Annotated in this window: 21 protein-coding genes and 1 tRNA gene; 3 read left to right on the top strand and 19 right to left on the bottom strand. The window is 42.5% G+C overall.

The annotated features are described in order from the left end of the window. Nucleotides 1-53: 53 nt before the first annotated feature. The 5 genes from MKO06_RS06895 to MKO06_RS06875 all read right to left on the bottom strand — a co-directional run bounded on the left by MKO06_RS06895 (nt 54) and on the right by MKO06_RS06875 (nt 6,051). Nucleotides 54-2,483 carry a heavy metal translocating P-type ATPase gene (locus MKO06_RS06895; protein WP_425248407.1) on the bottom strand — a complete coding sequence of 810 codons (2,430 nt, stop codon included), beginning with the start codon at nt 2,481-2,483 and terminating at the stop codon, nt 54-56. Beyond that, nucleotides 2,470-3,285 carry a universal stress protein gene (locus MKO06_RS06890; RefSeq protein ID WP_241550079.1) on the bottom strand — a complete coding sequence of 272 codons (816 nt, stop codon included), beginning with the start codon at nt 3,283-3,285 and terminating at the stop codon, nt 2,470-2,472. Before MKO06_RS06890 ends, MKO06_RS06895 begins: the two co-directional genes overlap by 14 nt. A 94-nt stretch (nt 3,286-3,379) precedes the next feature. Beyond that, nucleotides 3,380-4,429 carry a response regulator gene (locus MKO06_RS06885; protein ID WP_241550078.1) on the bottom strand — a complete coding sequence of 350 codons (1,050 nt, stop codon included), beginning with the start codon at nt 4,427-4,429 and terminating at the stop codon, nt 3,380-3,382. 12 nt (nt 4,430-4,441) lie between these two features. Then, on the bottom strand, nt 4,442-5,692 hold the full coding sequence (locus MKO06_RS06880) for a PAS domain-containing sensor histidine kinase (RefSeq protein ID WP_241550077.1): 1,251 nt from the start codon (nt 5,690-5,692) through the stop codon (nt 4,442-4,444). A 137-nt stretch (nt 5,693-5,829) separates the two neighbouring features. Next, on the bottom strand, nt 5,830-6,051 hold the full coding sequence (locus MKO06_RS06875; protein ID WP_241550076.1) for a hypothetical protein: 222 nt from the start codon (nt 6,049-6,051) through the stop codon (nt 5,830-5,832). Between the two features lie 218 nt (nt 6,052-6,269). Here MKO06_RS06875 and MKO06_RS06870 point away from each other — a divergent pair, with 218 nt between their 5' ends. Together MKO06_RS06870 and MKO06_RS06865 are read left to right on the top strand one after the other, a co-directional pair. Further along, on the top strand, nt 6,270-7,106 hold the full coding sequence (locus MKO06_RS06870; RefSeq protein WP_241550075.1) for a universal stress protein: 837 nt from the start codon (nt 6,270-6,272) through the stop codon (nt 7,104-7,106). 43 nt (nt 7,107-7,149) lie between these two features. After that, complete coding sequence (locus MKO06_RS06865) at nt 7,150-8,229, top strand: DUF6544 family protein (protein WP_241550074.1); 1,080 nt, start codon at nt 7,150-7,152, stop codon at nt 8,227-8,229. A 2-nt stretch (nt 8,230-8,231) separates the two neighbouring features. On the opposite strand, the gene deoD is transcribed toward MKO06_RS06865, so the two are convergent. The 6 genes from deoD to MKO06_RS06835 all read right to left on the bottom strand — a co-directional run bounded on the left by deoD (nt 8,232) and on the right by MKO06_RS06835 (nt 14,039). Continuing rightward, the gene (gene deoD / locus MKO06_RS06860) at nt 8,232-8,930 is read right to left on the bottom strand and encodes a purine-nucleoside phosphorylase (RefSeq protein WP_241550073.1); all 699 of its coding nucleotides are present in this window, start codon (nt 8,928-8,930) and stop codon (nt 8,232-8,234) included. Further along, nucleotides 8,930-9,580 carry a deoxyribose-phosphate aldolase gene (gene deoC, locus MKO06_RS06855; RefSeq protein WP_241550072.1) on the bottom strand — a complete coding sequence of 217 codons (651 nt, stop codon included), beginning with the start codon at nt 9,578-9,580 and terminating at the stop codon, nt 8,930-8,932. Before deoC ends, deoD begins: the two co-directional genes overlap by 1 nt. Nucleotides 9,581-9,623: 43 nt before the next feature. Beyond that, nucleotides 9,624-10,991, bottom strand: coding sequence for an oxygen-independent coproporphyrinogen III oxidase (gene hemN, locus MKO06_RS06850; RefSeq protein WP_241550070.1), 1,368 nt, complete (start codon nt 10,989-10,991; stop codon nt 9,624-9,626). Between the two features lie 83 nt (nt 10,992-11,074). Further along, nucleotides 11,075-11,701: a DUF4403 family protein gene (locus MKO06_RS06845; protein WP_241550069.1), complete on the bottom strand. Its 627-nt coding sequence runs from the start codon at nt 11,699-11,701 to the stop codon at nt 11,075-11,077. A 17-nt stretch (nt 11,702-11,718) separates the two neighbouring features. Continuing rightward, complete coding sequence (locus tag MKO06_RS06840; RefSeq protein ID WP_341849950.1) at nt 11,719-12,174, bottom strand: MgtC/SapB family protein; 456 nt, start codon at nt 12,172-12,174, stop codon at nt 11,719-11,721. A gap of 464 nt (nt 12,175-12,638) precedes the next feature. Next, the gene (locus MKO06_RS06835; protein WP_241550067.1) at nt 12,639-14,039 is read right to left on the bottom strand and encodes an amidohydrolase family protein; all 1,401 of its coding nucleotides are present in this window, start codon (nt 14,037-14,039) and stop codon (nt 12,639-12,641) included. Nucleotides 14,040-14,207: 168 nt separating this feature from the next. On the opposite strand from MKO06_RS06835, the gene MKO06_RS06830 reads away from it, so the two are divergent. Continuing rightward, nucleotides 14,208-14,813: a fasciclin domain-containing protein gene (locus tag MKO06_RS06830; RefSeq protein WP_241550057.1), complete on the top strand. Its 606-nt coding sequence runs from the start codon at nt 14,208-14,210 to the stop codon at nt 14,811-14,813. Nucleotides 14,814-14,878: 65 nt separating this feature from the next. Here the strand turns inward: MKO06_RS06830 and MKO06_RS06825 are convergent, their stop codons facing one another. From MKO06_RS06825 to MKO06_RS06790, 8 genes are all read right to left on the bottom strand, one after another. After that, nucleotides 14,879-15,253: a hypothetical protein gene (locus MKO06_RS06825; protein WP_241550055.1), complete on the bottom strand. Its 375-nt coding sequence runs from the start codon at nt 15,251-15,253 to the stop codon at nt 14,879-14,881. A gap of 223 nt (nt 15,254-15,476) precedes the next feature. Beyond that, nucleotides 15,477-16,019 (bottom strand): hypothetical protein, encoded by a 543-nt coding sequence (locus MKO06_RS06820; protein ID WP_241550053.1) that lies wholly within the window; start codon nt 16,017-16,019, stop codon nt 15,477-15,479. Between the two features lie 343 nt (nt 16,020-16,362). Next, nucleotides 16,363-16,435 (bottom strand) — tRNA-Met (locus MKO06_RS06815). Nucleotides 16,436-16,493: 58 nt separating this feature from the next. Further along, nucleotides 16,494-16,847: a SpoIIAA family protein gene (locus MKO06_RS06810; RefSeq protein ID WP_241550051.1), complete on the bottom strand. Its 354-nt coding sequence runs from the start codon at nt 16,845-16,847 to the stop codon at nt 16,494-16,496. Nucleotides 16,848-16,908: 61 nt separating this feature from the next. Further along, nucleotides 16,909-17,091, bottom strand: coding sequence for a CPXCG motif-containing cysteine-rich protein (locus MKO06_RS06805; RefSeq protein WP_241550049.1), 183 nt, complete (start codon nt 17,089-17,091; stop codon nt 16,909-16,911). Between the two features lie 3 nt (nt 17,092-17,094). After that, complete coding sequence (locus MKO06_RS06800) at nt 17,095-18,429, bottom strand: TolC family protein (RefSeq protein ID WP_241550047.1); 1,335 nt, start codon at nt 18,427-18,429, stop codon at nt 17,095-17,097. Next, nucleotides 18,413-21,616: an efflux RND transporter permease subunit gene (locus tag MKO06_RS06795; RefSeq protein ID WP_241550041.1), complete on the bottom strand. Its 3,204-nt coding sequence runs from the start codon at nt 21,614-21,616 to the stop codon at nt 18,413-18,415. The genes MKO06_RS06800 and MKO06_RS06795 overlap by 17 nt, the downstream gene beginning before the upstream one ends. Continuing rightward, complete coding sequence (locus tag MKO06_RS06790) at nt 21,613-22,764, bottom strand: efflux RND transporter periplasmic adaptor subunit (protein WP_341849949.1); 1,152 nt, start codon at nt 22,762-22,764, stop codon at nt 21,613-21,615. The genes MKO06_RS06795 and MKO06_RS06790 overlap by 4 nt, the downstream gene beginning before the upstream one ends. Between the last annotated feature and the right edge of the window lie 13 nt (nt 22,765-22,777).

Here is a 22,777-nt window from a genome sequence, read left to right as displayed (position 1 = left end):
TAAAAGTATTTTGAGGGCCCCTGCTAAAAAATGACAATTATCAGCTTTGGGATTTATCTCTGAATTTTCTTTCCAAGCAGCTGGGTAGCCAGGGTTGTGAACACCACAATGCTTATGGAACTCAGCGGCATTAGAATTGCCGCGACCACAGGCATCAGGTTTCCTGAAACCGCGAATGCGAGTCCTACCAGGTTATAGCAAAGCGAAAGAACGAAGCTCCATTTGATCACTGAGATCGCCCTGGAAGACAGTTCCAGGAAATCTGGCAGCTGGAAGAAGCGACTGGCATCCATGATCCCGTCACAGGCCGGGGAAAAAACATTGATGTCTTCTGAAATTGCGATCCCTACATTGCTCTGTGCGAGTGCCCCGGCATCATTAAGTCCGTCGCCAACCATGAGCACCTTTTTTCCCTGTTTTTGAAGTTCACTTATAAACTGAAGTTTATCCCCGGGACTCTGGTTAAAGACCATGCGGGTTCCGGCTGGAAGCATACTTTCCAGCTTCTGTTTTTCCCCTGAATTATCTCCGGAAAGGATGATGAGTTCCTTTTTTTCAACAAGCCTGCTAAAAACTTCCGAAAGCCCTTCTCTATAGGAATTCTGAAAATTGAAACATCCCTTATAACTATCGTTGAAACTCAGGTGAACCGAAGTATTCTTATGTTCCTTTTCGATCAAGGCTGTATCATGAAAAGATGAGTTCTTTTTCACGAAGTCTTCAGAACCCAGTTTGAGATTCATAGTATGATGGGATGTTTGAAGACCTTTTCCGGTGAGTTCCTCGAAATGCTCGGGAACCGTGATCTGGTTCTTCTTTAAGATCTCATACAGCGACCGGCTAAGCGGGTGATTCGACGCACGAAGACTTCCGCCGAGCAATTGCAATTCCTCCTCGCTTAGCTCCATTCCCTCGTAATAGATGCTGTCCCGTTTGCTGGTGGTGATGGTTCCGGTCTTATCAAAAACCACGGTATCGATCTTATCTAATTGCTCGATCACACCGGCATCCTTTAAATAGAACTGATTCTTACCCAGGATACGCAACAGGTTACCCAAGGTGAACGGGGCTGCCAGTGCGATCGCACAGGGACAGGCTATGATAAGCACCGCCGTAAATACATTCCATGCTTTAGAGGGATCCAGGAACATCCAGAAAATGGTAGCGATTATCGCTATACTCAAAACCCCGAAGGTGAAACGCCGGCTTATCTGGTTCGTTAGATTCTGGAATTCACTGGCCTTATCCTTTTTAAAGACTTCATCACTCCATAATTCAGTAAGGTAGGATTGCTGAACAGGTTTAAGAGCTTCTACTTCTATGATTCCGCCCTGCTGCCTTCCGCCAGCAAACAGCTTATCTCCGCTTTTCTTTTGCACAGCTTCTGCCTCACCGGTAACAAAGCTGTAATCTATTCGGGCAGCACCGTTGATAAGGATACAGTCCATAGGGATCAATTCTTCGTTTCGAATGATCACCCGGTCACCTTTTTCAATCTTATAAACCGGAACCTGCTCTTCAGGATGGTTTTTGTCGCCAGTTAGGCGGGTAACAGCTATTGGAAAATAGGATTTATAATCCCTTTCAAAAGACAGGAAAGAATAGGTCTTTTGCTGAAAGAATCTACCCAGAAGCAGGAAGAATAAAAGTCCGCTTAAGGAATCAAAAAAGCCTGTTCCAATATCGAGGATAATTTCAGCGGTACTTCGAAGAAACAGCACAGCGATCCCAAGGGCGATTGGCACATCGATATTCAGAATTCCTGAGCGCAAGCCTTTATAAGCCGAAACAAAATAATCTGTCGCAGAATAAAAGACCACCGGAAGCGAGAACGCGAACATAAGCCATCGAAACACATGCTTAAAACGCTCCAGCCAGAATTCGTTCATTTCGAAATATTCGGGAAAAGACAAAAACATGATGTTCCCAAAGGCAAATCCGGCCACTCCCAGTTTATAGACCAATTGCCTGTCTGGGCTGGAGGTCTTCTCTTCCTTTTCAAAATTTTCTAGTGAAATATAAGGTTCATATCCTACACGGGACAGCAGAATGACAAGGTCTTTCAGGCTAAGGTCTTCCCCTAGAAAACTTATCCTTATTTTCTTCCTGGGAAAATCTACCTGCGAACTTTTTATACCCCCGTGCAGTTTATTCAGGTTTTCAAGTATCCAGATACAGGAACTGCAATGAATGGAAGGGATGGTAAAGGAAACGATCTGTAATTTATCGTCATTAAATTCCAGCAGGCGCTCCTTTATTTCAGCATTATCAAGAAAATCGAATTTATCGGCACTGAATTTCGGGGAAATACCCGGTGATTCTTCCAGTTCATAGTAATAGGAAAGATCGCTGGAATTCAGGATCTCATAAACTGTTTTACATCCTGAACAACAGAAGTTCTTTTCGGCAAAAAGTATGGCTTCGTCCTTACAGGTGTCGCCGCAATGGAAACAGGTTGAATTTTCCATATCATTCATACTCATGGATCACCAGGATGGGGAGTACATTGTGAACCGTTGAACACAGCCCGTAATTCGCATGAAGAAAGTGATCGCAAACCCCCAGGTTCTTGCCCAGGATCACGATCATATCGAATTTGTCCTGGATTTCCATCAACAGGTCTTCGCTAAACAATTTTGAATCTTTCTGGCTGGAATATCCGGGGGCATTACCCTTAGCGCTTTCGGCCAGGTATGGCCAGGCCATTTCTTTTGTAGTGTTCACCCTATATCCTTCATCGAGCTCTATCACGGTAAGCCTGCCTTTATCGATGAATTCGGCACGTTCCATTTGTTGAAATGCTTTTTCCCGGGAGATCATGGAATAATCTACCGGCAGCACAAAATTTTCAACCTCTTTGAAGACGCTCTCCCCTGGCACGGCCATGATATTGCATCTTATTTTCCTGATCACCTCGTAGGCATGGTCTCCCAGCAGCGGATGCTGGTGAACTTCCTGGCTGGCGGCACCTATAAAGATCATTTCGATCTTTTTTTCGTCGAGCGGCTTTCTAACTGCATTGATCAGGTTATCTGAAGAAAGTACCGTGGCAAATTTATGTTCCGGATTTCCGGAATACTGTTCCAGGTCACCAATGCCCGATTGTAATTTCTTGAGGGTGTAAACCAATTCATCTTCCAGTTGGGTCGCTGCAGATCGGCTAAAATTGAAATCATGAATATTAAGCAGGTAGAAATTCGCGGCCTTTTTCCGCAAAAAATCTACTGCATACCTGCCAGCATTTTCTGAAACCTCCGAAAAATCGGTAAGGATTAAAACATTCATAGGTCATCACTTAATACAAGCGAAATTAAGTGAAGCCTTCAGCAAGAAAAATGACTAAAATCAGTCTTTCCTTATTAATTAAAATTTGTGAAGTTTACCTGATGTTTTTAAGCGACTCGGGATCAAGCAGTTTAATGTTCCTGCCCTCGATCTCGATAAGGCCTTCTTTTTTGAATTCGGAAAGTGTTCTTATCAAACTTTCTGGAGCCATCCCGGCAACCCCGGCCAGATCGGCACGCGAAATCCTGATGCTTTTGAGCGGATGTTTTTTGATGCGTTCAGCAAAAAGAAGAATGGTGCTGGCCGTTTTCTTCCGGACAGACCCGTAAGCCATATCCATCAATTGTTTCTTCAATTCTGAAAGGTTATGATTTAAAACCTCAACAAGCTGAAGCGTGATCCTGGGATTATTCGCAAGGATACGATGAAATTCTTCCCTGGAAACCGCGTATAATTGTGAATCTTCCATGGCAGTCGCATAGTCCTCGTAGGAAGATTGCGGATCGCTGGCGTGGTTTCCGAAGAAGTCATCGTCTTTATATAATTCGGTAATAAGTTCCTTACCCTGGTTATCCATACGATGGGCCTTTACCACCCCTCGTTTTACCAGGTAAAAGAAATTCGATTTCTTACCTTTTTCATAGATGGTTTCCCCTTTTTTAAATTCCTGCAGTTCAAAATCCCGGAACAGTTCCCTAAGATCATCCAGGCTCTTCAGGTCTCCCTCAGCAGTTGCCGTTGCAATACCATTCTTTTGATTATGGGACTTCAGGATCTCGACCTTGGCAAGCCTGCTTTCCAGCGCGCTCAAAAGGTCTTCCTCCTCGAAAGGCTTGGTGAGGTAATCATCGGCACCCAGGTCCATTCCTCTTCGAATATCTTTATGCTCGGTCTTGGCCGAAAGGAATATAAACGGAATATTGGCCGTTTCTGGCGTTTTGCTCAATTGCTGCAATACCCCGTACCCATCAACCTCGGGCATCATGATATCACAAACGATTATCTCAGGGACTTCCTTTTTTGCTTTTTCGATCCCGCTTTTGCCATTGTGGGCTGTCACAACTTCGTAACCCGATAATTCAAGGAGTTCAGCGGTATTTTCACGAACCGTCACATCGTCTTCTATGAGCAATACTTTCTTCATACGATCAATTATTTAAGCTTTGGCTTTTACCGGGACCCGCACCCTGAAGGTCGTACCCTGGTGCTCCTCACTTTCAAAAGAAATAGCACCATGCAGGTTTTCCAGGTGAGCCTTGGCGATATTGAGCCCAATACCTGTTCCCTGGTCCAGCAGCGCATTCTCGGCCCGGAAATACCTCTCGAATATATGTTTCTGATCTTTTTTCGGAATTCCCCTTCCCTGGTCCTGCACCTCAAAAACAATATCATCCCCTTCTATTTTAAGATCAAACCTTATAATAGTATTTTCAGGTGAATATTTTATCGCATTTCCAAGGAGATTGGAAAGGATGAGTTCGAGGATCTTTTCATCCTGAAACAGCATCAGCTCATCAATCTCTTTGGGATAAATAAGCTCCTGCCCGTCTTTCAAGGTGATATTGGCATTATAAACCACTTCATTTATGAGTCGTTTCAGGCTGAAATCGGTGAATTTATACTGGCCTTTCCCGGAATCCAGTCGTTCTATCGAAAGAAAATCGTTCAGAATATTATTTAAATAATGAACCTTATTACGGATAGTAACCAGGTGCTTTTCCCGCTTGGGTTGTTGTTCTTCCTGAGTATATTTCTCTGTAAGAGTTGCCGAAGTCAGGATTCCGCTAAGCGGAGTCTTGAATTCATGGGAAACCAGGCTAAGGAATTTGGTTTTTAATTCGTTCAGCTCTTTTTCCTTCTGAAGTGCATCCTTTATCTTTCTCTCGGCTTCTGTTCGGCGTTTTACCTCTTTTTCGAGGTTAAGATTTAGTTTCTGTAATTCTTCGACCGTTTCGCTTAATTCCCTGGTGCGGGCCCTGATCTTTTCTTCCAGCTGGGTGTTCAGCTCCCTGATCTGTTGCTGGGTTTCCTTTCTAATGGTGATGTCTATTACCAGCGACATCACATAATCTTCCCCGTCTAACTGAAAGGGATTTAGCCCTGCTTCCACCGGGAAACGGGTTCCGTCCTTTTTTACCCCATAAAGGTCACGACCGTGACCCATCTGCCTTTTTTCGGTATTTTCAATAAAATGTTCGAAATGGCCATGATGGCGGTGATGGTATTCCTTCGGAATAAGTATATCGAGATGGTTATCTTCCAGCTCACCTTCCTTATAACCGAACATCTCTTCGGCAGCGCGATTGGCAGCCACTACGATCTGTTTGGAATTCACCACGATTATGCCTTCTGAAGCAGCCTGAAAAAGGACGTTGAAGATATCTCTGTTACCCAGGAAATTTTGCAAATTCTGAAATTTTAGATTTTAGGCCTTCGGTTTAAAATTAATCCCCGGCTGTTCCAGCACTAAAATTAAGATTTTTTAGCAAAGTTTAAAGAAAGCCCGGCAATTAGAGTTCAAGAAAATAAAAAACGGCAGGGAAATCAAAAATTTTCGGGAGTATGATCTTCGTAAAAATCGTCGAAGGTTTTGCTGGTGGTATATTTATCGGTAAGTATCTTGTAAACGCTGATGATCAATAGCAACTGCCCTGCACACATGAGCAGGAAAAGCGGAGCAAAGTCAACACCCAGGCCTACCAGGACAGTAAGTAATACCAAAATAAAGGTTGTTACTATCAATAATATGATCCCTGTGCTTTTCATACTTATAATTTACAGAAACTGCCAGGAAATCATTCTTAAAAATTCCCCAAAAACTGTCTGTAAATATCAATATAGCTGATGTTTATCATATTATTATCAATAACTTGATGCTAGATTTACTAAAAAATAAATAGGACTCTCTAGTTTTAAAACTAGAACTTAAAACCTGAGAATACCCGTGATCGCCAAATGGCAGTTTGTAACTAAAATCAAAAATCATGAAAACCATACTCGTACCTGTAGATTTTTCAGCTCACTCTGAATATGCGCTTAAGTATGCCGCGGACCTGGCAAAAAATCACGATGCCAAAATTGTTGTGGTACATATGATGGGGCTACCTGAAACCCATTTAACCAAAGATGAAAAGCAGGAAGTCTTTAACGCCATGTACTATTTAAAATTAACCAAACAGCGATTTCAGGAATTTCTCGATAAAGATTACCTGGAAGGAATTAGTGTTACACAGGCGGTTAAGGACCACAAGGTTTTTAGCCAGTTGGAAGAAGTTGCAAAGGAATATGCTGCAGACCTGATCATTATGGGGTCGCATGGGGTTTCAGGTGTAAAGGAAGTATTCGTTGGTTCCAATACCGAGAAAGTGGTTAGAACTTCATCTACGCCGGTTTTAGTAATCAAAAATGAAGTTGAAGACAGCAGCATAAAAAAAGCCGTTTTCGTAACCGATCTTGAGGAAGATTCCCTGGACGCATTTATAAGAGCGCAGGATTTCTTTCAATCATTTGATGTAAAGTTAAAACTGCTTTTCATCAATGTTCCTGAAAAGTTCATGAGTACGCGGGAAATGCAGAATAAAGCTGCGAAATACACTAAAAATCTTGGGTGGGAAGAAAAAGAGTCCAAAAACAGGATCGTTTACTATGATGATTATACCGTAGAGAGCGGCGTCTTTAATTATTGCAATAAGCATAAAATGGACATGATAGTGATCCCCACTCATGGCCGAAAGGGAATTGCTCACTTCTTTTTCGGAAGTGTAGGGGAAGACATCGCGAATCATAGTGATATTCCGGTGATGACCTTTAGGATCTCCTAATTACCAGCAAATTGCCCTTCACTTTTAAAATCAGCACCAATAGATGATGAGAACAGTCTTTGCCATACTTCTTTTCCTTCATTTGCTGATACATCTTATTGGATTAGGAAAGGCAAGTGGCTGGATCACCAATAGCCAAACTTTTATCAATTCCAATCAAACCTACCTTTGGTGGCTGGCCGTCCTGCTTTTGATGGTTACTTCTCTATTTTTCCTGCTGAAGAAACCTGTCTGGACACTGCTGGCTATAACTGCGGTGATCGCATCCCAGGTTTTGATCATAATCAACGGAGAACTTATTTTTTTAGGAAGTTTCATCAATTTGATCATTTTACTGGTATCCATTGTTACCATTGCCGGGTGGCAATTTCAAAATGCTTATCAAAATGAGCGCATCAGGGCAATTAAGACCTATCAAAAAAAGACTAAAATGCTTACTCCGGAAGATATTGCACATCTTCCGGAACTTGTTCAACATTACATCACCCAATGTGGTTTTGTGGGAAGACCAAAAGTAGAAATCCTTAGCATCAGGTTTACGGGTGAAATGAGAGAAAAGGGAAAAGGCTGGTTCCCATTTAGATCCCAGCAATTCAACACCATCTCAACGCCGTCCAGACATTTTTTTATGAAAGCGATCTATATGGGAATTCCTACCAAAGGATATCATAGCTATACCGGGAAAACGGCCAAAATGTGCATAAAGGCATTTTCACTTTTTAAGGTAGTTTCCTTACAAACCGAAGAACTCCTGGTGTCTGAAATGGTGACCTACCTCAACGATATTTGTCTTTTTGCACCAGCGGCTTTGATAGATGAACAATTTCAGCTGGAACAAACCGGAAAAGACAGCGTTAAGGTAGTTTATAGCCATCAGGGCCGATCAGTCAGCGCCATGCTCAAATTCGATGATTCCGGCAGACTGCTGGATTTCTATTCAAATGACCGATTTGATGTTAATACCAATAAAAAATGTATGTTCTCAACCCCGGTAGGAACTTATAAGGATTTTGGAGGATATCATCTTCCAACCTATGGCGAAGCAACCTGGAACCTGCCCGAGGAAGATTTTGTCTACGGAAAATTCAACCTGGAAGAGATCGAGTTCAATCCTAAAGAATGATCCTAAAAAGAGTTCAGGGCGATCTTCACCATTTCGTGCATCTTTCTCTCACGCATTTCAGCAGAGATTTCCTCCTTGCTAACCAGGGAATCTGAAATAGTCAAAATGGACAAGGCCTCCACCCCGAATCTTGCGGCAAGGGTATAGATCCCGGCAGTTTCCATTTCGGCACAAAGCACGCCATATTTCGCCCATTTTTTATAATAATCGGGATCCTCATCATAGAAGACATCTGATGACAATATATTTCCTGCGTGAAAGGCGATATTATTATTCCTGGCAAAATCGGTCGCCTTTATCAACAAATCAAAGCTGGCCGTTGGAGCAAAATCGGCTCCCCTGAAACGCTCCCTATTTAAGGAAGAATTGGTGGAGGCGGACATTGCTATGACGATATCCATCAATTCCAGGTCTGGCTTAAACGCACCTGCGCTGCCAACACGTATCAATTTTTTGACACCGTATTCCTTAATAAGTTCATGAGTATAGATCATGGCCGATGGAATACCCATGCCGGTACCCTGTACCGATATTCTTTTTCCCTCAAATATGCCGGTATAGCCCAGCATTCCACGAATATCGTTATAACACTCACTATCCTGCAGAAAGGTTTCCGCGATCCACCTGGCCCTTAACGGATCACCCGGAAGCAATACATTTTCTGCAATCTCACCTTTTTTAGCTTTTATATGTAAACTCATTATTGGCTGTTTACCGAAATTATTTTTATTCCCGAGGAAGTTCCAATCCTGGATACTCCAAGATCAATGTATTTCCTGGCAGTTTCAGCATCGCGAATCCCGCCTGAAGCCTTGATCTTTACCCGATCTCCAACCACCTTTTTCATGATCTGAACATCTTCCAGGCTCGCGCCTCTACTTCCAAAACCGGTAGAGGTTTTTACAAAGTCGGCTCCTGCATTCATGACTATTTCGCTGGCTTTGGCAATCTCTGAATTATCCAGGTAAGCCGTTTCGATGATCACTTTCAATACATTTTTACCAATCGCGGTTTTGATGGCCGTGATCTCCTGCTGGACCATTTCAAATTCTCCATCCTTGAAAAGACCCAGATTCATAACCATATCGATCTCGTTAGCACCCTGGGAAATGGCTGCATCGGCCTCCACCAGTTTAGATTCCAGCGACGATGCACCCAGCGGAAATCCTATGGTTGCAGCAAGTTTAACATTAGAATTCTTAAGGAATTCAGCAGCCAGTTTCATGCGGCTGCTGTTCACACAAACCGCATAGAATTGATATTTGATTGCTTCTTCGCAAAGGTTTTTGATTTCCTTTTTTGTTGCAGTTGCTGCGAGCAGGGTATGATCTATAAAGGTATTCAATTCCATTAGCCTTGATTTGAAAGATGAATTTACGATTTCTCAAGTCAAATTAAATACACATGGAAAATAATTGGGTATCCGGTTTTTTTCGTCTCATTCGAAGATCAAAGGCCATACATACATTTCTAATAAATGCACGGCCCTCCTGAGTCACCTTAATATTTCTGGATTCAATCTCTACCAGCCCATCTCGTTTTAATTCCTCTAACTGTGAGATCACATCTGGTAATTCTTCAAAACAATAATTCAAGGTAAACCACGAAGTTTGCAGTTTACACATCAGGTTAAGGATATGACGGCGAATGACCAGGTCTTCCCTGTTAAGAATATGACCCCTAAAGACCGGCAGTATATTATTTTCCACCAAATGCTGATATTCTTCAACTCCCTTCACATTTTGAGCAAACCCGTACCAGCTGTCACTGATAGCCGAAACCCCCAGGCCAATCATCGCCTGTGTTTTGGAAGAGGTATACCCCATAAAATTGCGGTGAAGGCTGTTATTCCCGATCGCTTTATAAAGCGAATCTTTTTTAAGGGCGAAATGATCCATTCCTATTTCAACATAACCGGCTTCCAGCAGCAATTCCCTTCCGGTTTCGTATTGTTCTCGTTTTTCTTCAGCAGTGGGAAGATCTTCTTCCTTAAAACCGCGCTGACCGTTACCTTTTATCCACGGAACATGGGCATAACTGTAAAATGCGATCCTGTCTGGCATTAATTGGGTAGTCCTTTCAATGCTGTGAATAATATCTTCTTTGGTCTGAAATGGGAGCCCGAAGATGATGTCATGCCCTACTGAATTAAATCCTGCCTGCCGGGCATTTTCGGTAGCGGCCTTCACATTTTTAAAAGGCTGGATCCTGTGGATCGCCATCTGAACTTTAGGGTTATAATCCTGAACTCCGTAGCTCACACGGGTAAAACCTAAATCTGCAAGTGTTTTTAAATGTTCCAGGCTAGTATTGTTCGGGTGACCTTCGAAACTCAATTCGGCTTCCGGGGATCTTTTAGCACGATTAAAGATACCGTCCATTAGCAATTTCAAGTTTTCGGCAGAAAAAAATGTGGGAGTTCCACCACCCAGGTGAAGTTCCCTGACCACCGGTCTTTCATCAAAAATTTCGCAATACAGCTTCCATTCCTTCAAAACCGATTTGAGATAAGGGATTTCTACCTCGTGATTTTTGGTAATGCGCTTGTTGCAGCCACAAAAAGTACAGAGGCTTTCACAAAAAGGCAGGTGAATATAAAGACTGATCCCCTCCCGGGAATTGCTCTCATTATAGCTCTTCTTCAGGGTATGCACCCATTTCCTTGAGGAGAAGGATTCTTCAACCCAGTACGGCACTGTTGGATAACTCGTATACCTGGGCCCAGGAACATTATATTTACTCACGAACTTTGAAGCCTGCATTTATGGTTTGTTTAGGACCTCAAATGTATTTTCAGGGCTTCAACCAAAATATGATAATTATCAGGTTTGGCCGGAAACCAAGATCAGGTTGGTATTTTTTTTAGCTCGACCATTATTTTTCCTGTAGTTGAAAAACTAATGAATATGGCCTCATCATTCATTTGCAAAGCGGTAACGGCAAGATCCTGTACCTCACCTTCCATAAACACTCCATCTTTGACCTCCAATTTATTGATTAGTTTATCATTGATTTCGAGTAATTGTTCCCTGATCTTAGGCATCAGGTCCAGGCTCATCTTTTTTTTCAGCTTATCGTACATCCAGCTGTTCACCAGGGTCTGGAGAAATTTATCTGCAAGCCAGTTCTTGGTCTGGCCTTCAGCCTTGTAATCTTTTAGATATACCTGTTGTTCGGCTATATCAAGTTCAACTGCTGCGTGAAAAAATATCTTCAGCCTTCGGTTTTTGAAGAAGGAAGTAAGGGTTTGAAGATCCAGTTCCAGGCACAGGTCAAAACCTTCCTTTTCTGAACTGTAAATCGAGGCATCCAAGACCTGGGCATAATTAGAGCCCGATGCTTCCGAGTTATCCTTGCTAATAATTTCACCAATCAGCTTTTTCCTGAGCAAATCATTTAGTACCGGAAAACTTATTTTCACCGGAATGCTTAGTCCAATTTCCTCAGCTGCATAATCTTCTGTTCTGTTCATATAAATTTTAAGTCTTTTTATTCATCTTCTTCCTGTTTTGCATGATTTTTTACCTGTGTGTTCAGGTACCCAAAAATGAGATTTATAATGAGCACAAAACTTGTGAATACAAGCAATGGCACGTAAAGAGCAAAACCTGCAAAGCAACCCGCTGCAGCACTACACCAGATAGTCGCCGCGGTGGCCAGGCCTTCCACTTTCCTGTTATCTTCTCCGTGCAAAATCACTCCGGCACCAAGAAAACCAACTCCAACAACCACCTGACCAATAATCCTGGTCATATCGGTACTTTCTTCAGAAATAAAAAGGGAAGATAGAATTACAAAAGCACAGGCACCCAGAGCTACCAGCATATTGGTCTTTAAGCCGGCCGGCTTGCCCTTCATCTGTCTTTCAAGGCCCATAAACAAGCCGGAAAGACAGGCAGCACCACTTTTGAAAAAAAATTCGATGATATCGATTTCCATGGCCATATTCCAGGATGAGAATCTAATTTAGGACAAATTAAAAGGAGACTTAGTTAAGATACCTACAAAATGCAGGGTTTTTGGATTATTTGAGCCGAGGATTGAGAAGATTAAGGTTTACATTTTTCGGCGATTTCGACGTACCAGGTACAGAATTATCAATGCAACGATAATAATAGTTATTCCACCAACAATTTCAAGATTCTCCATCAAAAACAAATTTTCTGGAAGCTACTGTAAATTAATACACAGACCTTATAAGGTGCTGTTAATTAATCTTTTTCGTGGTGTTAAAAAAGGGGATCGAATGCCCTACACTATCGAATCCCCTTTATACTTTCTTAATAGAAAATTGTTTCGCAATATAGATCAAATTAGGATTTGAGATTAACTCAATAGCCCAAAATATGTGTTCAATCCAAATTTACAGAAACATAAACTTATGAAATACAGTTAATTAAGGCATCCGGCTAATCCTGATAAAATTCTCCCTTACGCATGACCATTTCAAGGCTCTTAACATGGCTAATATCCTCGGCAGGATCTTCTGAAAGTATAAGTAGATCTGCAACTTTTCCTGCCTCCAGGGTTCCAAAGTCACTAAGCCTTTCCATAGCAATCGCACCATTCCTGGTAGCCATTATAATAAGGTCCCTCGCAGGGATACCGGCATCCTGCATGGCTTCCAGCTCCTTTATATAGGATATCCCGTGTAAAGTACCCGGATTTCCGGCATCGGTTCCCACTACGATCTTTGCTCCGGAATCGTATACCTTTTTAAGATTGGTCTTCATGATCTCAGAAGTCCCGCTCATTCTTTTGTCCATTGAGGGTAATGCATTTTTCAACCTGGCCAGTGAAGCGCTGTCGCGATATTTCTGAAAATCGGCAGCATTCTGCAAAACGTTTCTCGTTTTTGAATCCACCAGGCCTTTGGGGTCATCGATCTCGAATTCTTCTCCCAGCAGTGCATTATAGGTATTGTAGTAGCCTCTTGAAACGATCATGGTAGGATTATAAAGAGCCTGATTCCTGTTGAGCAACTCAAGAAATTCCTGGTCTACGATTGTATCCTCCACACTATGAACCAGCAATTTTGCACCGAGTTCCAATGCCAGCTTCGCTTCCCGGAGACTGGTGGCATGGGCGATCATCTTATTATCCTGCTTTTCGATCTCATCGGCAACAGCCTCGATATTCTTCATGAATTGAGGATCATCTGGCTGGAAACCCCAGATCTTGATCCCGGTGGTTCCGGCATTCGAGTTTTTACGCACCGCTTTTCTCCCGGTTTCTTCTGAATCCAGGTGAACGAAAGTTTGGTCGCCTTCCACATCAAAAATCTGAATTCGTTCCTTAGGAGCCGGTGTGATTAGCGGGCCAGCGGTAGCAACATGAGGCGCATCGGGGATTTGATCATTATTTTTCTGAAGATTGAGCGTCCAGAGATAATCTCCCACATCATAGACAGCCGTAATGCCAGAACCAATATAGGCCGGGTAATACCTGTCTGGATTCGTTCTCTGGTAATCCACCACCGATTCGAGTGGAATACTATCCCTGAGATCTGCCGCATCTGGTCTGGAATCGAAAAATCCGGTCTGGAAAAAATGAACATGTGCATCTACCATTCCAGGCATGATATATTTTCCGGAAACATCAATTTTTTCAGCTCCGGCAGGTATTTGCACATTTTCCCCGATTTCACCAATCTTTCCGTTTCCAATGATAATAGTGCCGTTGGTGATCTGGTTTCCATTGCCATCGTAGATAGTAGCCCCAGTCAAAGCTTTAATATTTTGATCCTGAGCCTGGGCCAGGCCCATACTTACAAATACAAGGACTATAACAATTCTATTTAATTTCCACATAAGCTGGTCTTAATAATTTTTATGTCACAATTTACAATATAAGACAAGTATCGAATTCAGCAGATAAAAAGCAAACTCAAATATATTTGTTTAATCTTTTGTTAATTTAATTAAACAATTTACAGCGAGGTGGTATATTTACCTAGTAATCAAAAAATTATAACTACAATGAAAATTTCAACAACACTTTTTAAATTAAGCTTTTTAGCTTTTATTTTTATTTTCGCCTCATGTGAAAAGGAAAACCTTTCAGAAAATGTCACTACCGCTGATGCCAGCGCGAAGGCTTCCGAAATGGCCAATCCTTCACCGGCCTCTCAGCAGGGGGATGCTACCATAGCTGAAATCGTTATAGCCTCTGCTAGCGAAGAAGAAAATCCACAGTTCACCAAATTACTGGCAGCACTTGTAGCTACAGACCTTGCCGGAGTTTTTGCTGGAGAAGATAACTACACTGTTTTTGCTCCAACCGATGAAGCCTTTGACGCAGTTTTGGGTTCTGATTTTGACTATGAAAACATAGACGAGGATACCAAGGCAATTCTTACCGATGTATTATTATATCATGTCACTGACGGTAGAAGGTTCAGCAATAGTGTGGTACCAAAAAGAAATTCGAGAGAAATAGAAACTCTTTTGGGATCTTCATTTTATGTTTATCCAGATTTGACTATTGACGCAATTGGCAGTGAGGCCAATATAGTAACCGCAAATATTGCTGCAAGTAATGGTGTTATACATGTTATAGATACGGTTCTTCTCCCTACAGAATAACAGTATCTCTTTTTGACAGGAAGCCACTCCGCGGAGTGGCTTTTTTTAGTTACAGAATTATTAGATTAATCGATACGAACTACCAGCTGACCCTGATAGTCTATTTCAGAGCCATTATGCATGATCAACTCATCATCACCGATCTTATCAACCATCACCGATGTTCCATCAAAACTAAGCATGGTTGTTTCAGGATCGTAGTCGTATTCATACTCACCTACCAATTCACCGTTTTGTTCTGAAGAAACCATATCTTCAGTAAAAGTGTAAACGAATTCACCATCTACATCATCGTAAACTTCATCTCCAATGTAGCTTTCTCTGGACTCCCAGGTACCAATTAGAAAATTTGAAGCTTCGGGATTTCCAGGATCATCATCTGATGAACAACCCACTAGGGCAATCATAGCCAAGAGGCTAAGTGTAAGAAATTTTTTCATCTTAAAAATTGAGGTATTAATTAGGTTTAAGCCCGCAAATCAAGGGATATAAAACACTAAAACCAAACGTTTAGGTCTAAAATTAAATATGGATGGAAACTTTAACATTTAAGGAAAACACCAGATAATTCAACCTTTTGGAAGTGAAATTAAATTCACAAGCAAATGAAACATTGATCTATAGTCGAGTAATATTGGTGAGGTAATCCATAAGCTTTACGAATTACAACTTATACCCCAAACCAAATCCGATGGTAGTTGTGCTGAATCCGTCAAAACGTTGATCGTAAAATAGGGTCGGGAAAATATAAACCTTTTCACCAATATCATACTCATACTCTAAACCAAGGCGAGCCAATAAAAAGGACTCTTTTTTTTCTATTTCTACACCTGGACCGATACTTATAACAAATCCGTTGCCTAAATGATAAAGTGCATCCAGGGTAAAAACAAGTGGATTTGCACGTTCTATTTGCTCTTCATTATTTCGTACCACCACAAAATTTTCTATTTCAATGTCATTATGCATTCCTATACCCCACTTATGGCTGAACCAGTAGTCTATATCCAATCCCCAGGATGGAATATATAAATTACCATCCATCCCTTCGCTATTAATGTAGGTATGGCCTATTACTGCAGCGATACGCAATCCTTTAATAGCTGAATGCCTGGAATTTGCAGCATTTATATGCTCTAATTTCTGTGCCTTTGCGACAACAAAAAAGTTAAGAATAAATAATGCCAGTATCACTGAATTTTTCATAGTTAAATGGAAAAGATTAAGGTGCTTATGTGTTTGTTTTCTTGATAGTGTAGTCTTCACTTTGCCCTGGCAACCTATACCTGCCAACAAAACTAAAACGAGAATTACAGGTGTTTTAAGGGTTCATATATGCCTGCGAAATTAGGCATTCATACCTTCGATTGAAGTAACCAATGTTACTCAACCCGCGGTTAAAGTACGAGCTAAAAGAAAGGGCAAACCCACAGCACACAATCAAATCCTATAAATTAATAGGTTTATTTCTGGAAGCGGAGGTATAGCAAAGGATTTGGAAAGTACAGAAAACAAAAAAGCCACTCTTACAAGTGGCTTTTTATCTGTGTAGCGGGAACTGGACTCGAACCAGTGACCTTCGGGTTATGAGCCCGACGAGCTACCTACTGCTCTATCCCGCGATATTGGACGGCAAATATACTATCATTTTTAGGATTACACCAAACTTTTTTTGAAAAATTATAAGGAGATCCATTGAAGGGCTTCCAGCCGGTCTTTCAGCTCATAGGTGCGTGTTTCCACATCAAGAAAGGTATCGCTCAGATCTACAGCTATTTGAAAACTTCTGCTATCTGTCACGATCGCTATTTTATCGAAATAATCGGAATTAGAATATTTATAATTTATGCCTTTCAGCAGACCTTTTAAAGTAACTTCATGTCCTCTCTCTAATTCTATAAAGATGTTTAGGGAATCAAAGTTCCTGATCTTTTTGTCGCATTCAGCGATTATCTCATCAACGGTTTCACCGGTAAGATCCCGGTTGATGATCAAACCAATCACATGCCCGGCCAGTTCGAAACTTGCTAACATATTTTTTGTGTAGGATGAGGAATAAATTTAAAGAATAAATCTATTGGACCCGGCGAATTTTTTACTGCCCTATATCTGAAGACTGGAATTCCACAAGCTCCCCATTTTCGAAGGCTACCTGGAATTCGATAGGCCGGCAGCAAACTTCACAATCTTCCACATAGGTTTGCCTGGAAACCGAAGGATCCAGCAACACTGATATCTCTTCCCAGCAATACGGACACTGAAAAAAATGCTCAAACATAACCTACAATTCTACATTCAACAACTGACCGGTTAACTGAAGCACCTGCAATTCGGCCAATTTAGCATCATATTTTGCCAGGTTGAAATTGGTCTTGGCATTCAGCAAGTTGATCTGTGCCTGGCGAAATTCGATGGAAGTGATTCGCCCAAGTTTATACTGTTCTGAAGAACGGTTGAAGTTATCCAGGTTGGTGGCGACATTCTCCTCCTGCACATTGAGAATATACAGTTTATTCTCATAGTTACCCAATGCATTCAGGATATCCCGTTCTACCTCGCTTTTTATCTGCTCCAGTAAGATCTCCTGATTCTCAAACCTGATCTGTGAATTCTTAATGCGAACCCGCCTGGCACCTCCGTCAAAGATATCCCACCTAAGGCTTACCCCGGCAGAGAATCCATCACTGGTAGTCGTAGACCCCGGGAAGAAGGCCGAAGCTGCACTTCGGTTCCTGTTCCACCCATATGATCCATTCAGGTCAATAATAGGTAAATACCCAGATTTATTGATCTTGATATCATAATCGCTGATCTCAAGGTTTTTTTCTATTTGAAGCAGGGAAACATTATTGATCCTGGCCTCATCGATATATGACTCCAATTGTAGCTCCGGAATGAAATTCACCGTAGTATCCACGCTAAATTCGTTATTGCTGATCTCCCTGTCAAGAAGCACGTTCAAATCACGCTTGGTATTAGCCAGCTGCTGTTCAGCCTCAATAAGAGCAATACTATCGCTATTCACATCAACTTTCGCGTTCAGCACAAGGAGATTGTTAGCCTGGCCATATTCGAACTGGTACTTGGCCCTGGTGACCCTTTCCTGTGAAATTTCAAGGCCTTGTTCAAGCACTCCAACATTCTCTGTCAATCGTGCGATCTCGTAGTACACGCTCATGATCTGGAGAATGGTATTTTCTATGGTTTCCCTGGCCTGCAGTTGGGAAAGGTCGTATTGTTCTTTCAGGCTTTTAAAATTGTAAAGCCTGCCAAGCCCATCGAATAGCGTATAATCCACATTGAGACTGGCATTATACCGGTTATTTTCAATATTGGTCTGCTCGAAGGGTTCACGATCTTCAGGTTCGGTAAGACGATCATTGATATCGTAACTAGCGCCGGCAAGGCCCGTAAGTGAAGGCAGGTAGCCTGAATTCCAGATGCTCTGGTTATTTTCAGCAACCTCAACATCGTTCCTGGCGATCTTTATCCCGAAATTCTCCTCCAGCGCCCTGGCGATCACTTCATCTTTGGTTAAGACACTTTCCTGGCTAAAAGCAGGAAAAGATGATAAGAAAACAATAAATAAAAGACCTAGGCTATGTGTTACTCTCATGTTTCGCTTCTTCGTTTTTCTCTTTGATAGCTCGTTCCATTTCTTCTCTTGAAGGTTTCTGGCCTGTTTTAAGCCATCTTCCGCCTACTTTAACCGAATTGCTAATAGAAAGCAACAAAGGCAGCAGTAACAAGGTTAAAATGGTTGCTACGGCTATACCATAGGAAATAGAAATAGCCATAGGCTTAAGAAACTGTGCCTGCCTGCTTTTTTCCAGCAATAATGGTGCAAGCCCTGCTATGGTAGTAAGCGAGGTAAGGAAAATGGCTCGAAACCTCGATCTTCCAGCTTCAAAAAGTGCTTTTTTGAATTCCATTCCCTCCCGGAGGAAACTGTTATATTTTCCAATTAACACCAGCCCGTCGTTCACCATAATCCCGACCAGGGCAATGATACCCAATGCAGAAAGTACATTGATAGGAAAATCATGCAACCAGTGACCCCAGGCCACGCCGATTATACTAAACGGGATCATGATCATTAACAGGAAAGGCTGACTGTAGCTTCTAAAGGTGAACGCAATCGTCGCGTATATGAGGAATAAAATGATTGGAATAACCTTGCCCGCAGAGCTGGATAATTTATTTGCCTCCCGGTTCTGTCCCTCGTAAGAAACCGTAAGACTTGGATATTTTTCAAGGATTGGTGGAATTATATTTTCGCGAATATCTTCCAGGATCTCGGTAGAACTGCCGTTAGGATCCTCCATATCTGCGGAAACCCTTATCTCTCGCATTCCGTCAAGGTGACTGATGGATTCGGTTCCTCGAACGATCTCGTAATTGGCGATCTCATCAAAAGGTACCCGTTCACCTGAAGGGGTTAGCAGTCTCATCTCGTCTAGATCGTTGATCGAAGACCTGTTTTCAAGATCATATCGCACCCAAACCCTGATCTCATCCTGTCCTCTCTGGAATCGCTGAGCCTGAGCCCCGAAAAATCCGTTTCTGATCTGCCTCATCACCTCTCCAAGATCAAGACCTAAAGCATAGGCATTGTCCTTGAGTCTAACATTGATCTCCTTGATCCCCTGCGGATCACTATCAGTTACATCCTTGAGCAGTGAATTATTTTGAAGCTCGTTCTTTAATTCTTCCTTGGCGGCTTCGAGTTCTTGCAGGTTATTTCCCAGCAGGGAAACCGATACCGGTGACCCACCAAAATTCCCACCAGAACCAAAAGTTAAACTTTCAACCCCGTAAACAGGGCCTACTTCATCCCTGATCGAATTAGTGATATCAGGAGAGCTAAAATCCCGTTCTTCTCCAGGAAGCAGGTTCACCTGCAGGGAAGCCTTATTATTTCCAGGGCCCACCCTTTTGATGATGTTCTCAACCACCTGCTTGTTGCCCGTTTGTCTCTCGGTATAATCTTCATTCACTCTCCACGCGGCCGCCTCAACCATCGAAATTATAGAATCTGTTCGAGCAGGGTTCACACCTTCAGGCATCAAAAGGTCAATGCTCACACGGTCACTGGCAATACTGGGAAAAAGTGTAACCCGTATCCAGTTTCCGCCAATGGCCCCAATGGTTAGAATAAGAACAGCGGCCAGGATACCAAATGCCAAAAGCTGCTGGGTAAGGACAAACCGAAGCACGGGGCTATAGATACGATCACGCATATAACTCATAAAACGGTCTCCGTAGGCATTGATCTTCCGCATATAATAAAAGATCGCTTTTGGTCCTTTTTGAGGCTGCCCGTTATAATTGGTTCGCCTTAGAGCCTTGGAATGGGCAATGTGGGCTGGTAAAATTATAAGGGCTTCAACGAGAGAAATAACCAGGGTAAGGATCACCACGGTTGAAACTTCCCCGAAGAACTCTCCTATCCGGCTATCTAGGAACAGGAAGGTCGCAAAGGCCAGCACGGTTGTAATAATGGCGGAAAGTATAGGCGGCACCACTTCCATGGTTCCGTCAAGGGCAGCACGAATGGGGCTTTTCCCCATTTCTGAATGCTGATAAATATTTTCTGAAATAACGATCCCGTCATCCACCAGGATCCCGATCACGATGATCATCCCGAACAGGGAAAGCACGTTTATGGTAACTCCCAGCGAACCTGCAAAAATGAACATTCCCAGGAAAGCCACCGGTAAACCGAAAGCAACCCAGAATGCGAGCCTGAGGTTCAGGAAGAGTGAAAGAAAGAAAAGTACCAGCAAGATACCCATGGCACCATTCTCTACCAGGAGCTGGGTACGCTGACCAAGAGTGATGGAAGCATCGCTCACCACGTCCAGCTGAACATTGCTGTTTTTCTGGTTGAACTCCTCGATATATTCGTTCACCTTATCGGCCGTGGAAAGCAGGTCTTCGCTGTTCGTATTGCTAATGGATACGTTCACCGCCACATTCCCGTTAAAATAAAGGGCATTAGGTGTTTCTGAAAACTGGTCTCGAACCGTGGCGATATCCCCGAGCCTGATGATCTCCCCGGAAACATTGGATTTTAGTACAATATCATTAAGTGCGTCGGCATAATAAGCCCTGTTGTTCGCACGAATGAGATAATCTTCTGCTTCGGTCTTGATCGTACCACCTGTTGAAAGAATATTCGAATTTCGTACCGCCTGGGCTACCTCGTCAAAAGAAAGATTATAGGCCAGAAGATCGTTTTCACTAACGGCAATTTCTATTTCCTCCTGCGGAAAACCTGAAATGCTAATTTGTGAAACCCCGTCCAGCAGTCGCAGGTCGTTTTCGATCTGCTGACTGATTCTTTTCAAGGTCGATAAAGGCACATTTTCACCACTTACCGCAAAACTGATGGTTTCCCTGACGAATTCCTGTTTAGACACCACCAGGGGTTCCATTCCACCTGGGAAGTTAGGCACCTGGTCTACCGCGTTCTTAACTTCGGTTAGCATAGCGTCTATGTCCTCCCCTCTTTCGATCTCTACGGTGATGGATCCACCGCTTTCCCTGGCCACTGAAGTGACCCGATCAATCCCTTCAAGTCCTTTCAGGTTATCTTCAATTTTGAGGATAATCCCTTCCTCGATCTCTTCAGGAGCAGAACCCGGGTAGGCGATACTGATATTGATGATCCTGGATTCCTGAAGCGGAAAAAAGGATGATTTCATGTTTAGCACCCCAATGACCCCGAAGATCACAAAAGCCATGATCACGACGTTTACCGCAACCTCAAACCTGATAAAGTAATTGATGAGATTTCTCAAGACTGTTCTTTTTTAAGGAGGTCCCTTTGCCCTTCAACCTTCACGAGCATACCAGAATAGGCACCTGGCACGTTGGCAGAAAGTATACGGGTCCCGTTTTCGAGCCCTTTGATCACAACCGTATTATTGGTAAAATAAACCGGGTTCACGTTAACCAGGTTTAAAGTACTATCCTGGACTACGAATACTTTTGAACGCTCTACCAGCAATTCCCGTGGTATTTCGATGGCATCTGGTTCATCCTTGGCATCCAGTTTGGCTTCCAGGTACATACCTTCACTTAGCTCAGGATTTCGAACAGTGATATAAACCCTGATACTTTGGGTCTCCTGGTTCACCTTTGCATTGATGCGGCTTACTGTACCTTCAAAGGTTTTATTGCCTTCGAGATTAGAAAGCTCTACTTTTTTACCAATTTCCAGAATGTCGCTGAATTTCTTTGCGATGGAAACCTCTAGCTCATAAACATTTGGATCTATGAATTCTCCCAGTTTTTGACCAGGCCTTATCAACGTTCCTCTATTTACCAGTGCTTCGGTAAGGATCCCGTTATAAGGAGCAACTATGGTGTATTTTGCAAGTCTTTCTTCCAGGTTTTTTACGGTATAATAGGAAGAAACGATCCCGCGACCAGTTATAAAATAACGCTCTTTTTCTGTTTCTAATTCCGGAAGCGAAGGAACGGGTTTAGACATATCAAAACTGTTGAGATAGGCTTCCCATTTCTGAAAGACTTTAGGATAATCCAGCCTTAGATCGGGCATAATGGAGGTGATATTATTGTATAACTCACTCTTAGCCGACTGGACACCTGCGCGGTATTCTTCAGCATCTATGCTAAGCAGGACCTGCCCTTTATTATAAGGCTGTCCAGGCCTGAAATCCTTACTGCTGTAACGAAATATTCCCTGTACTTCAGAAAAAAGTTCCAGTTTGTGCAATGCGGTGATATTACCATTAGCGGGTACAACGATAGGCACGACACGGTTCTTCACCGTATCTATAAAAACACTTTTTACCGTTTTAGTTACCGGCGGTTTTTCCTTTACATTGCTATCAATAATGTACTTAGCTCCAAATACAGCTCCCACGATTAGCAGTAGGCCAAGAGCAGAAAGAATGATCTTGCGTTTATCCATAGTGTACATAGGACGCTTATTA

This window comes from Christiangramia oceanisediminis (genome assembly GCF_022570735.2).
Taxonomy (GTDB): Bacteria; Bacteroidota; Bacteroidia; order Flavobacteriales; family Flavobacteriaceae; genus Christiangramia; species Christiangramia oceanisediminis.
The sequence above is the reverse complement of the archived record's forward strand: the minus strand, read 5'-3'. Positions and strand labels throughout refer to the sequence as shown.